Here is an 11,831-nt window from a genome sequence, read left to right on the forward strand (position 1 = left end):
TAAGGAGACTGATGACGAAGCATTGGATAAAAATACATATGAAATTCGATTCTGCGAATTAATCAGTGCTTCCTTAAATCTCACTTCGAAGTGAAGCAGTCCACAATGACGCAAGTGCCTCCGCCCCTGTCATTTCGACCGCAGCAAAGCGAAGATGCAATAAAAAAACAGTGAAGAAATGGCAGTCATTTCTTCACTGTTTTTTATTTATCCTTTTTTCAGGCCGCCGTGAAGTTTCATCTTCCTTGCGCGGCAGGCAGGACATTCATCGTCTCTACCGCCGCAGCAGCTGCCGCCTCCCAGGGTGACCCGGTAAATATGGCGGCACGCAAGGACGAAGCCCGCTGCAATGACAGCCAGTACGGCGTAGGTACCGATACTCATGGATATCCTTCCTTTCTGATATTTGAAATAAAAGGTTCAGAGGGTTCGGTCCGCCAAAGGCGGACTGGTTCAAAGGGTTCAGAGGGTGGTGGTGGCGGCTGACGCCGCCTGTTTTGGGAAGCACTGATTCATTCGCAGAATCGAATTTCATATGTATTTTTATCCAACGCTGCGTCATCAGTCTCCTTAAATAGCTCGCTATTCGCGTCGACTGATTTCTTGCATTGAATAAAAATACAAGAATGAAACCCGATAGCCATTGAATCAGCGCTTCCCTAGAATGCCGCTTACGCTTTGGCTCCGGCGCCTTCTACGATTTCTTCCTTAACCTTTGGTGCCGGTCTGAGGATGAAGTAGAGGCCCACAAGGCAGAGGGCAATGGCCAGCATCTGGGCGAAGCCGAAGGCAAATCCATAGAAGAGCCAGCCGCCCAGGTTGTAGGCGATGAAGGCCAGGGAGTAGCCCAGGATGACCTGGAAGCCGATGGCCAGGGCTGCCCATTTTTTATCTCCCATTTCTCTGGCAATGGTGGCCATGGCCACGATGCAGGGCGGATCGAAGAGGTTCAGAATCATGTAGGAGAAGGCGGCAATGGGTGTGAACATGCCGGCAATACCGGCCATGACAGCTTCATCTTCCGCATCCTTGGCTACGCCGTTCAGCACCGCCAGAGTGCCGATGGCGTCTTCCTTTGCCATTTCCGCAGAAATGACAGCCACAGCGCCTTTCCAGTCACCCAGGCCCAGGGGTGCGAAGATCCAGGAAATCATGCGGCCGAAGCCTGCCAGCATGGATTCTTCGATGTCATCCACCATGTCCATGGTGATGTTGAAGGAAGAGAAGAACCAGATGATAACGCAGACTGCGAAAATGATGGTGCCCGCTTTAATGATGAATCCCCGGGCTCTTTCCCACATGTGGATGAGCACACCCTTCATGGAAGGAATGTGGTAAGCCGGCAGTTCCATGACGAAGGGAGCCGGGTCGCCGGCGAAAATGGAGGTCTTCTTCAATGCAATGCCTGCCAGTACGATGACCGCAATGCCCAGGAAATACATGGACGGTGCCATGAGCACGGAGTCCGGGAAGAAGGTGGATGTAATCATGGCAATAATGACGGCCTTAGCGGAGCAGGGGATGAAGGTGCAGAGCATGATGGTCATGCGGCGGTCCCGCTGGTCCTCAATGGTTCTGGTAGCCATGACTGCCGGCACGCCGCAGCCGCTGCCCACCAGGATGGGGATGAAGGATTTGCCGGAGAGGCCGAATTTCCTGAAAATACGGTCCATAATGAAGGCTGCGCGGGCCATGTATCCCGAATCCTCAAGAAGGGAGAGAAAGAAGAAAATGGCCAGAATCTGGGGCACGAAGCCAAGCACCGTGCCAACGCCGCCGATAATGCCGTCCACCAGAAGGCTTTCCAGCCAGTCCGGCGCTTCGATGGCTTCCAGCAGGTCCGATGCGGCGTCGGTGACCATGCCGCCGAAGAAATCATCATTCACCCAGTCCGTCACCGGTCCGCCGATGAGGGAGCAGGAAATAAAGTATACCGCCGTCATGATGAGGAAGAAAATAGGCAGCGCCAGGATACGGTTGGTCACCACCCGGTCGATTTTGTCGGAAACGGTCATGGTGTGGGCCGCGGTCTTCCTCTTCAGTACGGAGCTGATAATCTTTGCAATGTAAGCATAGCGCTGGTTGATGATAATGGATTCGGAATCGTCGCGTAGTTCATCTTCGCAGTCCTTGATATGGCCTTCCAGATGGCTCACTGTCTTCGGGTCCAGCTGGAGGGCGGCGGTGGCATCCTCGTCCCGTTCGAATACCTTGATGGCGTACCAGCGAAGTAAACGGTCCTCCACCTTAGGCGCAATGGTTTCTTCGATATGGGCGATGGCATGCTCCACGCTGCCGGTGAATACGGAGGGCAGACGCACCTGCTGTCTTGCTTTGGCCGCTTCCACAGCCTTTTCCGCTGCTTCCATGCAGCCCTTTCCCTGGAGGGCGGAGATTTCCACCACTTCGCAGCCCAGTTCTTCACCCATCTTCTTTACATCGATGGTGTCGCCGTTCTTCTTCACCAGGTCCATCATGTTCACTGCCATCACCACGGGCAGGCCGATTTCAATGAGCTGGGTGGAAAGGTAAAGGTTTCTTTCCAGGTTCGTACCGTCGATGATGTTTAAAATGGCGTCGGGCTGTTCATTTACCAGGTAATTCCGGGCCACCTTTTCTTCCATGGTATAGGGAGAAAGGGAATAAATACCGGGGAGGTCCTGGATAATCACATCCTTGTGCTTCTTCAGAAGACCGTCCTTTTTCTCCACTGTCACGCCGGGCCAGTTGCCCACATACTGGGAGCTGCCGGTGAGTTCGTTAAATAAAGTCGTTTTTCCGCAGTTCGGGTTGCCTGCCAGGGCAATTCTGATTGACATTCCTGCTGCTCCTTTCAAAAATTTTTACTGTTCTACTTCAATAGCTTCCGCTTCGTTCTTGCGAATGGAAAGCTCATAGCCCCGGACCGTTAATTCCACCGGGTCACCCAGAGGCGCCACCTTGCGGACAAATATTTCAGTGCCCTTGGTGATACCCATATCCATGATGCGGCGGCGGAGAGGTCCTTCTCCGTGAATCCGCTTCACCGTGGCACGGCTGCCTACAGGCACTTCCTTCAATGTTTTCATACCATTTTTCCTTCCTTCTCAATAAAATATCTTCTGGGCCATGGACCGGTCCAGTGCCACCCGGCTTCCCTTCACCTGCACAATCAGGTTCCCTGCCATATGGCTTACGATGAGAACAGGTGAGTCCACCACAAATCCAAGCTCCGCCAGATGCTGGCGCACATCGTCCCTCCCGGCGATTCGGCGGATGGTAACGGTGTCTCCTTCCCTGGCAAATACAAGGGGCATCATGGGTTTTCCCTCCTCTCCTATGGCACAATTGATAATTGCTATCGTTATCACGGTCCTATCATAAGCCTGCCATATCCGCTTAGTCAATATATCCAAATATTTTTTATATGGTAAACCGTCTTAAAATATTTAAGCATATATTCGTCGATTAGGTTTTTATTAACGATGATATTTGTTAAATTTTAAATATGATTACTCTAATCTAATAAATTCGATGTCTAAAATTATTTTTTAGGAACTCTGTAAGTTGGAAGCATCAAAAAATATCCCATGAAATCGGCATTTCATGGGATTTAGAAAATATAACTTTTTCAGAAAAGGCCTGCTTTTCCTATCGGATTTCTGATGGTAAATAAAAAAGGCAGTACCATTTCCGGTGCTGCCTTTTATGAAATTCTACTGGAAATTTCCTATTTCTTTATAATCTTCCGGGCAAAAATCTGCGCATCCAGCAGGTCCCTGCTGTCCGGATGGCTTCTGTGGAAGAAGAGGAACTTTCCGTGGCAGTGGAAGGTTCTGGTGTCCATGGAAATCCCCTTTTCTGCAAGGAGCTTCCTCACTTCTTCATCACTGTGTCCGCCGCCCAGCATGGCGGTGCTGAAGAAGACTGCCTTTCCCACCTTATCCGGCGTAAGGCCTTCGATAAATGCTTTCACGTGGCCGTCAATGTGGCCTTTGTAAACGCCGCTGCCGATGAAAAGGATGTCCGCCTTCTTTTCCAGGGGCTTGTCCGTGGCCAGCGCCCTTTCTCCCGCTTCCCGGGCAATGGCCTTTGCCACCTTTTCCGTGGCGCCGCCGCGGCTGTAATAACGTACTGCGATTCTCATGGTATCCCCTTCTTATTTCTTCATTCTTTTATAGGTGCAGAAATCGTGGGGAATGTCCCCTTCTCCTGCTTCCTTTTCAATCAGCTGCCAGTCCTTCCCGTCAAATTCGGGGAAGAAGGCATCGCCTTCATAGGGTTTCCGGATTTCCGTAATATAAAGGGTGTCGGCATGGGGCATCATTTCTCTGTACATGTGCTCGCCGCCGATGACGAAGCTTTCCCCCTCCGGCAGGGCAGAGAGCAGGTCTTTCACGGTATGGAAAAGGAGCACGCCCTCCGGCGCCTTATAATCCCGATTTCCTGTAAGCACATAGTGCACCCGTCCCGGCAGCACTTTGGGCAGGCTTTCAAAGGTCTTCCGTCCCATAATGATGGGATGGCCCATGGTGAGGGCTTTGAACCGTTTCAAATCATCGGAAAGGTACCAGATAAGGCGGTTATCCTTCCCAATCACCCCGTTTGCCGCCCGGGCTGCGATGATGGAAAGACTCATACCGACACCTCCATGGCGATTTTATCGTGATGCTTATAGTTTTCCAGCACAATGTCCTCGGGCTGGAAATCATAGAAATCGTGGATATCGGGGTTCAGCACCAGTTTCGGCGCTTCATAGGCCTCCGGCAGGCGCTTCAGCTGCATTTCCAGGGCAGACACATGGTTCTCATAAATATGGGCGTTATTGATGACGTGGGTGAAAAGCCCGGGCTTCAGGCCGCTCACCTGGGCAATCATGCAGATAAGGGCGGCATACTGGGCCATGTTGAAGGGCACGCCCAGTCCCATGTCACCGCTCCGCTGCACCAGCATACAGTTCAGCCTGCCGTCGTCGGATACGTCCCACATGGTGAGAAAAGCGCAGGGGTAGAGGGCCATGTCCGGTAGGTCGCCGGCGTTCCAGAGGTCCACCACCATGCGGCGGCTCTGGGGATCCGCCTTCAGCGTTTTCAAAAGCGTATCCACCTGGTGGTACTTGGCCAGCTGGTAGCCGTACGCCTTTCCGATGGTGCCGTCCTCCCGCATCCATTCGTCCCAGATGTGGCAGTTCCATTTCTGTAGAAGACGGACATCGTTGGACTGCTTCTGCCAAATCCAGAGGATTTCCTTCACCGCCGTCTTAAAGGCAACAAATTTCGTGGTGAGAATGGGAAATTCCTTCTCCAGGTCAAACTGCATGATCTGGTGGGGCAGCTTGTAGGCCGGCATGCCGGTGCGGTTCTGCCCCAGTTTTCCCTTTTCCAGGATGTTCTTCACAATGCCCAAGTATTCTTTATCTGCTAGGCTCATAGGTCCTCCTTTGTTGGTTTCATTTGAGAGAAAATGCAGTGCGTTATAAAGTGCGGGTTCAAAGGGTTCAGAAGGTTCAGAGGGTTCAGAGGGTTCAGAGGGTGGAAGTATCGCCGCTCCGCGGCGATGAGTATATGCTGTGGAGGTCCTGCATAGGACCTCCAAGTCAGCCGAAGTTGGCCCTTAGCCTGCCCATTAAAGGGCCTTCCTTTTAATCGGCTGACCGTTGTCGGCGGCTTTATCAAATGGTGCCGGCAGGCACCCACCTCGCCAACGCAGTGGTACTATATAACTCCCGAGGCGAAAGCCTTGAACCCGTCCGGGAGGCGCCAGCCGGTCCCGGACAGAACCTTTGGGGCTGAGGGCCGCAGGCCCAATAGCACCATCAACCCTCAGCCCCGAAGGGGCTGTCAACCTTCGGGAATACCGCTGCCCGCCGCATTATCTCCCCTTAATTTTCTTGTAGTTTTCCACGGCTTTCCTGAATTCCGCCGCCTCCTTTTCCGGAAGGCCGGAAAGGACGGAGTCATCGCCCCGGGAGAGGCGGCGGAGGTTTTCTTCGGGGAAGAAGGATTCCCTGTTTCCATCCCCTGCCAGCCGGTCCCTCACCTTTTTCAGGAACAGGAAGTAGGCTCCCTGTATAATGTCTCCCGACGGCGGCGCCGGCGGGGGCGTACTGTTTCCCAGAAGTCTGAGGAAGGGCATGCCGTAGGCCGCTGCCTTTTTGGAGCCGATGCCGCGGATGCGCTTCAGTTCTTCCAGGGTGGTGGGCCGCTGGAGCACCATGGACGATAAGATTTCATCGGAGAAAATGGACTTGGGCGCCTTATGCACCTCTCCCGCCATGCGGCGTCTCAGATTTTTCAAATCCTCCAGAAGGGTGCTGTCCTCATCGTTTTCCATTTCCTCTTCCTTTTCTTCTTCCGTGTCCTTTTCCAGCAGCACCTCCAGGAAACGGCGGCCGTATTTTTCCAGTTTGAAGGCGCCCACGCCGTGAACCTTACCCATTTCTGCAAGGTTCTTCGGTTTCACCGCCGCCATATCCTCCAGGGTGGCGTCGGAGAATACCACGAACGGCGGTACCTGCTCCTCCCTGGCAATGTAGGTGCGGAGGGTCCGGAGTTTTTCGAAGAGGCCTCCCCGGCGGACGGGATTCCGGTCGATTTTCCTTTCCACCGCCGCGTCTGCCATGACGCTTTCCGCGCCGAAGGCAAGGCCATAGACCACGGCTTTACCGGCAAGCACTGCCCGGGCCTTATCCGTGAGCTTCAGCACCGCATAGGGTTCCCCTTCCCGGCGGAGATAGCCGTCGGCAATGAAATTATTGAGGGCGCTCTTGATGTGGGTGGTCCTTTCAAAGGACAGCTTCCCGAAGGTAGGAGTATTCTCCAGTTTCCTTTCCGTAATCATGCGGGAATGGCTGCCGTGAAGCACGTCTGCAATGACTGCGGCGCCGAACCGTTCGTGGAGGGACTCCACGGTTTTGAACACAAGCACCGCCGTGTCGGTGATATCCACCTTTCCCTTCCCGCTTTCGCAGTTGCCGCAGTGGCCGCAGGGCTCCGTCACCTTTTCACCGAAGTAGGCAAGGATGAAATTCCGAAGGCAGGATGTGGTCTGGCAGTAATCCACCATGGCGTTCAGCCGGTGGTAGTCCATCTTCCGCTGCTCCTCATCCTGATTTCCCTGCTCAATGAGGTAGCGCTGGATACCGGCGTCCCTGCTGCTGTAAAGAAGGATGCATTCCGATTTCGCTCCGTCCCTGCCGGCCCTGCCGGCCTCCTGGTAGTAGGACTCCAGACTTTTCGGCATCTGGTAATGAATGACGTAGCGCACATTGCTCTTATCAATGCCCATACCGAAGGCATTGGTGGCCACCATGACCGTCACATTATCAAAGGAAAAATCCTCCTGTGCCTTTCGCCGGGCCTCATCCTCCATGCCTGCATGGTAGCGGCCTGCGTTCACGCCCCGCCGGCGGAGCAGTTCATACACCGTATCCACCGCTTTCCTGGTGGCGCAGTAAATGATGCCGCTTTCCTTCTTATGGCTCTTCACATAGCGGAGGATGAAATCATCCTTCGACGCCCCCTGGATGACCCGGAAAGACAGGTTCGGCCGGTCCAGTCCCGTGCGGAACACCCGGGCATTCTCCAGCCCCAGGCTCTGCTTCATATCCGCCTCCACCAGCGGCGTGGCGGTGGCGGTAAAGGCGGTCACCACCGGACGGCGGGGAAGGGAATCGATGAAATCCTTGATTTTCCTGTAGGAAGGACGGAAATCATGGCCCCACTGGGACACGCAGTGGGCCTCATCAATGACAATCATGGAAAGGGGCACCTGGGAGAGGCACTGGGTGAAATAGGAGGGCTCCAGCTTTTCCGGCGCCATGTAGAGCAGCTTGATGGTCCCCCGGTACAGATTCCGGAGCCGTTCGATGGATTCCTCGTAGGGAATGGTGCTGTTCACAAAGGAAGCCGGAATCCCCTGCTCCGTCAAAGTTTCCACCTGGTCCTTCATGAGGGAAATGAGGGGCGATATAATGACCGTGCCGTGGGGGAAAAGCAGGGCGGGAATCTGGAAGCAGATGGACTTCCCTGCTCCCGTGGGCATGATAGCCATCACATCCTCTCCTCGAACAATGGCGTCAATCACTTCCCGCTGTCGGGGCCGGAAAGCATCATAGCCGAAGTACCGCTTCAACACATCAGAAGGTCCCATGTTTTCCTCCTCTCCTTTGCTTTATGTATCTTTATAATTATATCATATGGACGCGCCTGCCGGCGCGAGGGTTCAAAGGGTTCAAAGGGTTCAAGGGTTCAAAGGGACGCGGCTGCGCCGCAGGTTGTGTAGAATGGTTGTGGAAAAGGGTTGTAGTATCGACCTTCCCCTTCGGGCGATGAGTTTTATAATGCCGCTTCGCGGCATGGCGGTTTTCGCCGCCGACAGGCGGCATTTATACTGGCGCCGAAAGGCGCCGTACCTCGCCAGCGCAGCGGTGCTATATAACTACCCTGGGCCGGAGGCCCTCAAACAGTCCGGGAGGCGAAGCCGATTCCGGACAGAACCCTTGGGGCCCAGGGCGTCAGCCCGGCGGCCCCATCAACCCTCGCGGCGAAGCCGCGTCAACCTTCGGGAGTACATCCCCCCGCCGTAAGTGCCGCAACAAAAAACTCCCCAAAAAGGGGAGTTTTTTGTTGCCACAAGAGTCAGTCTTTTCTCTTGATGACTACATAACGATGCGGTGCTTCGCCTTCACTTTCCGTGGTGACAGCACCATCATCCTGCAGTGCCAGATGGATGATGCGGCGTTCGCCGGCGGCCATGGGTTCCAGTTTCACCGGCTCACCGGTGCGTTTCACCTTGCCTGCCAGTCTTCTGGCCAGGGCTTCCAGGGTGTCCTTGCGGCGTTCCCTGTAGGTTTCCACGTCCAGAAGGACGAAGTAGTGATGGTGGAAGGCTTTGCCTGCGGCCAGGTTGGTGAGGTACTGGAGGGCGTCCAGGGTCTGGCCGTGTTTGCCGATGAGGATGCCCAGACCTTCGCCGTGGAGATTGAGGAGGATCCGTTCTTCGTTCATGAGACATTCCATGGTCACATCCAGGTGCATGCCCTTGAAGACGGAGGAAAGGAATTTCTTCGCTTCTTCAGCAGTCTTTTCCTGTTCTTCCTGTTTGAAGACGAATTCTTCCCTCCCCTTTTTCTCCGTTTCCTCTGCCTTTTCAGGAGCAGGAGCCTCTTTGGGTTCCTCCGTCACCGGAGCGGGAGTTTCCTTGACAGAAGGTTCTTCGGCCGGTGTTTCTGCCTTCGGTGCTTCTACCGGGGCCGGTTCTTCCTTTGGTTCTTCTACCGCTGCTTCTTCGTCAGGGGCGGAAATATCCACTACTGCCATCTTTTTATGGATGAGGCCGAAAAGTCCGCTGGAGGGCTGTTCCACGACATGAACTACAGCTTCCTCCCGGCTGATACCAAGCTGCTTTAAGCCTTCGGCCACGGCGGCTTCAATGGTTTTTGCGGTGATTCTCACTGTTTTCATTTCTTATCTTCAGCCTCCCCGGAATCGTTAGACTCTTTTGTATCGGAAGGCCCTGTTTTCACAGTTTCTTCCTTTGCAGGAGTATCTGCAGCGCTGGATTTCTTTTCTTCCTTTGCCGGTTCATCGGAGGGAGCATCCTTTTCTGCAGAGGCTTCTTTGTTTTCTTCTTTGTGCGCTTCGGCGCCATTGTCTTTTTTCTTGACAACCTTCTTGATGACTCTCTTGCGAATCACCTTTTTCTTCTTCGCTTCCTTCAGGTTTTCCTGCTGCACGTCGCCGTGAACGGTGACGACCCCTTTCTTGGGGGTGCTGCCTTTGAAACGGTCCACCATTTCTTCACGGAACATGATGGTCTGCTGCACCAGCTGGTACAGGTTCACCACGATCCAGTAAATGACAAGGCCGCTTGGGAAGTTCAGGGACATCCAGCCAATCATAAGGGGCATGACAAGAAGCATGGTCTTCTGGTTCCCCGGTGCGTCTTTCGGCGTGGTCTGCCAGGAAATGACGAAGGTGGATGCGGCGGAAAGGATGGGCAGGATGTAGGTGCTGTCCGGTACAGCCAGGCTTTCCAGCCAGAGGAAGCTTTCGTGGGCCGGGTCGTAGGGGAATCCCTGGAGAGCATAGTAAATGGAAACCAGGAACGGCATCTGGATCAGAAGGGGAAGGCAGCCGGACATGGGGTTGGCGCCGTGCTCCTTATAGAGCTTTCCCATTTCTTCCCGAAGTTTCTTCGGGTCGTTCTTGTATTTCTTCTGCACCTGCTGCATGAGCGGCTGGATTTCCTGCATGGCCTTCATGGATTTAATCTGCTTCACGGCCAGCGGAAGAAGGGCTGTCTTGATGATAATGGTTAAAACGATGATGGCAATCCCGTAGCTTGGGAAGCCCAGGTCATCGGTCAGTTTGTAGGCGTATTCCAGGCAGATACGCATGATATCGGCAAGGAAACCTACCAGATTGCTCAGAAGCGGAATCTGAAAATCACTCATTATGACTCCTTGTACGGTCTTCATTTCAACCGTGGAATGGCAGGTTTCTGCATTTCAAAACCTGCTGAGTACGGGGTGGGGCGGCGGACCGCTCCGATTGTTATGGGCATGGAAAAGGATGCCTGAAATTAGGACAAGCCGATGAAATCAGTGTCCCCTGTATTTCCTTCGGGAAACTTCCATTTCTTATGTCTTGATGATTGTGGTACAAAAAAAGCAGCCACATCACGGCAAGGGATCATAACCGCCTTTGCAAAATGGATTGCAGCGGATAATCCGTTTGACTGCGAGCCAGCTGCCTTTCAGGGCACCGTATTTTTCTATCGCCTGCAGCGCATATTCACTGCAGGTAGGTGTAAACCGGCAGCAGGGAGGCTTTAATGGAGAAATGAAAATCCTGTAAAAGCGGATGAGCGCCATCAGTACAGTTTTCATATTATTGCTCCAGAATCCCGGCTTTTCGCCATAATGCCAGTATCGCTTTTTCCGCTTCCTTATAGCTTGCGCCGGTAAGGAAGGGACTGGCCAGCAGGATGGCTTCGTAGTGGGAAGCAAGCTCATGCCTGTGGAGGCGGTAAACCTCCTTCATCAGCCGTTTGGCCCGGTTCCGGGCAAAGGCATGGCCGATTTTCTTCGTAGCCACAAAGCCGATGCGGACGTCGCTTCTCCTGGATTTCACCAGATAAAGAAGCCCCGCCCGGTTGCTGAAACGCTTACCCTGGCGATAAATTCTTCGGTAATCCCTATTCTGTCGTATACGGGAAGAGCGGGGAAGACTGAAATCCGCCTTTCCCTTCTCATCTAGATTAGGCACTTAATACCTTTCTGCCCTTTGCTCTTCTTCTTTTCAGAACAATACGGCCTGCTTTTGTCTTCATACGAGCACGGAAACCGTGAGTCTGTTTTCTCCAGTGGTTGTTCGGCTGGAATGTCATTTTTGCCATGAGTAACACCTCCTTACATGCTGGCAGTGCCATTTTTCGCACACCATAACAGAATAATTATATACAAGTCGGTGGTGCCTGTCAATGAGAATTCCTTGACAAAATAGAGTAATGCAGGCAACGCCAAATGGCACTGCGGCGCTTACCTGTATTCCCGAAGGTTGACGCCCGCTGGCGCGGGCGAGGGTTGATGGCGCTATTGGGCCTGCGGCCCTCAGCGCCAAGGGTTCTATCCGGGACCGGCTGGCGCCTCCCGGATGGGTTCAAGGCCTTCGGCCTAGGAAGTTATAAAGTACCACTGCGTTAGCGAGGAAGGCGCCCTGAGGGGCGCTAATTTATATGCCGCTTCGCGGCACTGCGCCTTTCGTCGCCGTTAGGCGGCATTTATACTGGCGCCGAAAGGCGCCGTACCTCGCCAGCGCAGCGGTGCTATATAACTACCCTGGGCCGGA

Annotated in this window: 12 protein-coding genes and 1 pseudogene; all 13 read right to left on the bottom strand. The window is 53.7% G+C overall.

Annotated features, from left to right (window positions below):
• Nucleotides 1-207 precede the first annotated feature (207 nt).
• The 13 genes and pseudogenes from QZQ29_RS07080 to rpmH all read right to left on the bottom strand — a co-directional run bounded on the left by QZQ29_RS07080 (nucleotide 208) and on the right by rpmH (nucleotide 11,379).
• On the bottom strand, nucleotides 208-384 hold the full coding sequence (locus tag QZQ29_RS07080; protein ID WP_296961719.1) for a hypothetical protein: 177 nt from the start codon (nucleotides 382-384) through the stop codon (nucleotides 208-210).
• Nucleotides 385-671: 287 nt separating this feature from the next.
• Nucleotides 672-2,819, bottom strand: coding sequence for a ferrous iron transport protein B (gene feoB / locus QZQ29_RS07085; protein WP_296961721.1), 2,148 nt, complete (start codon nucleotides 2,817-2,819; stop codon nucleotides 672-674).
• A gap of 24 nt (nucleotides 2,820-2,843) precedes the next feature.
• Nucleotides 2,844-3,068 carry a FeoA family protein gene (locus QZQ29_RS07090; RefSeq protein ID WP_296961724.1) on the bottom strand — a complete coding sequence of 75 codons (225 nt, stop codon included), beginning with the start codon at nucleotides 3,066-3,068 and terminating at the stop codon, nucleotides 2,844-2,846.
• An 18-nt stretch (nucleotides 3,069-3,086) separates the two neighbouring features.
• On the bottom strand, nucleotides 3,087-3,299 hold the full coding sequence (locus tag QZQ29_RS07095; protein WP_296961726.1) for a FeoA family protein: 213 nt from the start codon (nucleotides 3,297-3,299) through the stop codon (nucleotides 3,087-3,089).
• Between the two features lie 410 nt (nucleotides 3,300-3,709).
• Nucleotides 3,710-4,126, bottom strand: a complete 417-nt coding sequence (locus QZQ29_RS07100; protein ID WP_296961729.1) for a flavodoxin family protein — start codon at nucleotides 4,124-4,126, stop codon at nucleotides 3,710-3,712.
• 12 nt (nucleotides 4,127-4,138) lie between these two features.
• Nucleotides 4,139-4,618, bottom strand: coding sequence for a dihydrofolate reductase (locus QZQ29_RS07105; RefSeq protein ID WP_296961732.1), 480 nt, complete (start codon nucleotides 4,616-4,618; stop codon nucleotides 4,139-4,141).
• Complete coding sequence (locus QZQ29_RS07110) at nucleotides 4,615-5,409, bottom strand: thymidylate synthase (RefSeq protein ID WP_296961751.1); 795 nt, start codon at nucleotides 5,407-5,409, stop codon at nucleotides 4,615-4,617. The genes QZQ29_RS07105 and QZQ29_RS07110 overlap by 4 nt, the downstream gene beginning before the upstream one ends.
• A 441-nt stretch (nucleotides 5,410-5,850) precedes the next feature.
• Nucleotides 5,851-8,130, bottom strand: a complete 2,280-nt coding sequence (gene recQ / locus QZQ29_RS07115; RefSeq protein ID WP_296961754.1) for a DNA helicase RecQ — start codon at nucleotides 8,128-8,130, stop codon at nucleotides 5,851-5,853.
• A 488-nt stretch (nucleotides 8,131-8,618) separates the two neighbouring features.
• Nucleotides 8,619-9,443 (bottom strand): RNA-binding cell elongation regulator Jag/EloR, encoded by an 825-nt coding sequence (gene jag / locus QZQ29_RS07120; protein ID WP_296961757.1) that lies wholly within the window; start codon nucleotides 9,441-9,443, stop codon nucleotides 8,619-8,621.
• 338 nt (nucleotides 9,444-9,781) lie between these two features.
• Nucleotides 9,782-10,435, bottom strand: a pseudogene (locus QZQ29_RS07125) (YidC/Oxa1 family membrane protein insertase); the annotation flags it as partial.
• Nucleotides 10,436-10,660: 225 nt separating this feature from the next.
• Nucleotides 10,661-10,870 carry a membrane protein insertion efficiency factor YidD gene (gene yidD, locus QZQ29_RS07130; RefSeq protein WP_008860522.1) on the bottom strand — a complete coding sequence of 70 codons (210 nt, stop codon included), beginning with the start codon at nucleotides 10,868-10,870 and terminating at the stop codon, nucleotides 10,661-10,663.
• A gap of 1 nt (nucleotide 10,871) precedes the next feature.
• A complete protein-coding gene (gene rnpA, locus QZQ29_RS07135; protein ID WP_296961764.1) occupies nucleotides 10,872-11,249 on the bottom strand; it encodes a ribonuclease P protein component in 378 nt (125 codons plus the stop codon).
• Nucleotides 11,242-11,379 (bottom strand): 50S ribosomal protein L34, encoded by a 138-nt coding sequence (rpmH, locus tag QZQ29_RS07140; protein WP_008860520.1) that lies wholly within the window; start codon nucleotides 11,377-11,379, stop codon nucleotides 11,242-11,244. Before rpmH ends, rnpA begins: the two co-directional genes overlap by 8 nt.
• Between the last annotated feature and the right edge of the window lie 452 nt (nucleotides 11,380-11,831).

It is taken from the genome of uncultured Dialister sp., assembly GCF_900538805.1.
Taxonomy (GTDB): domain Bacteria; phylum Bacillota; class Negativicutes; order Veillonellales; family Dialisteraceae; genus Dialister.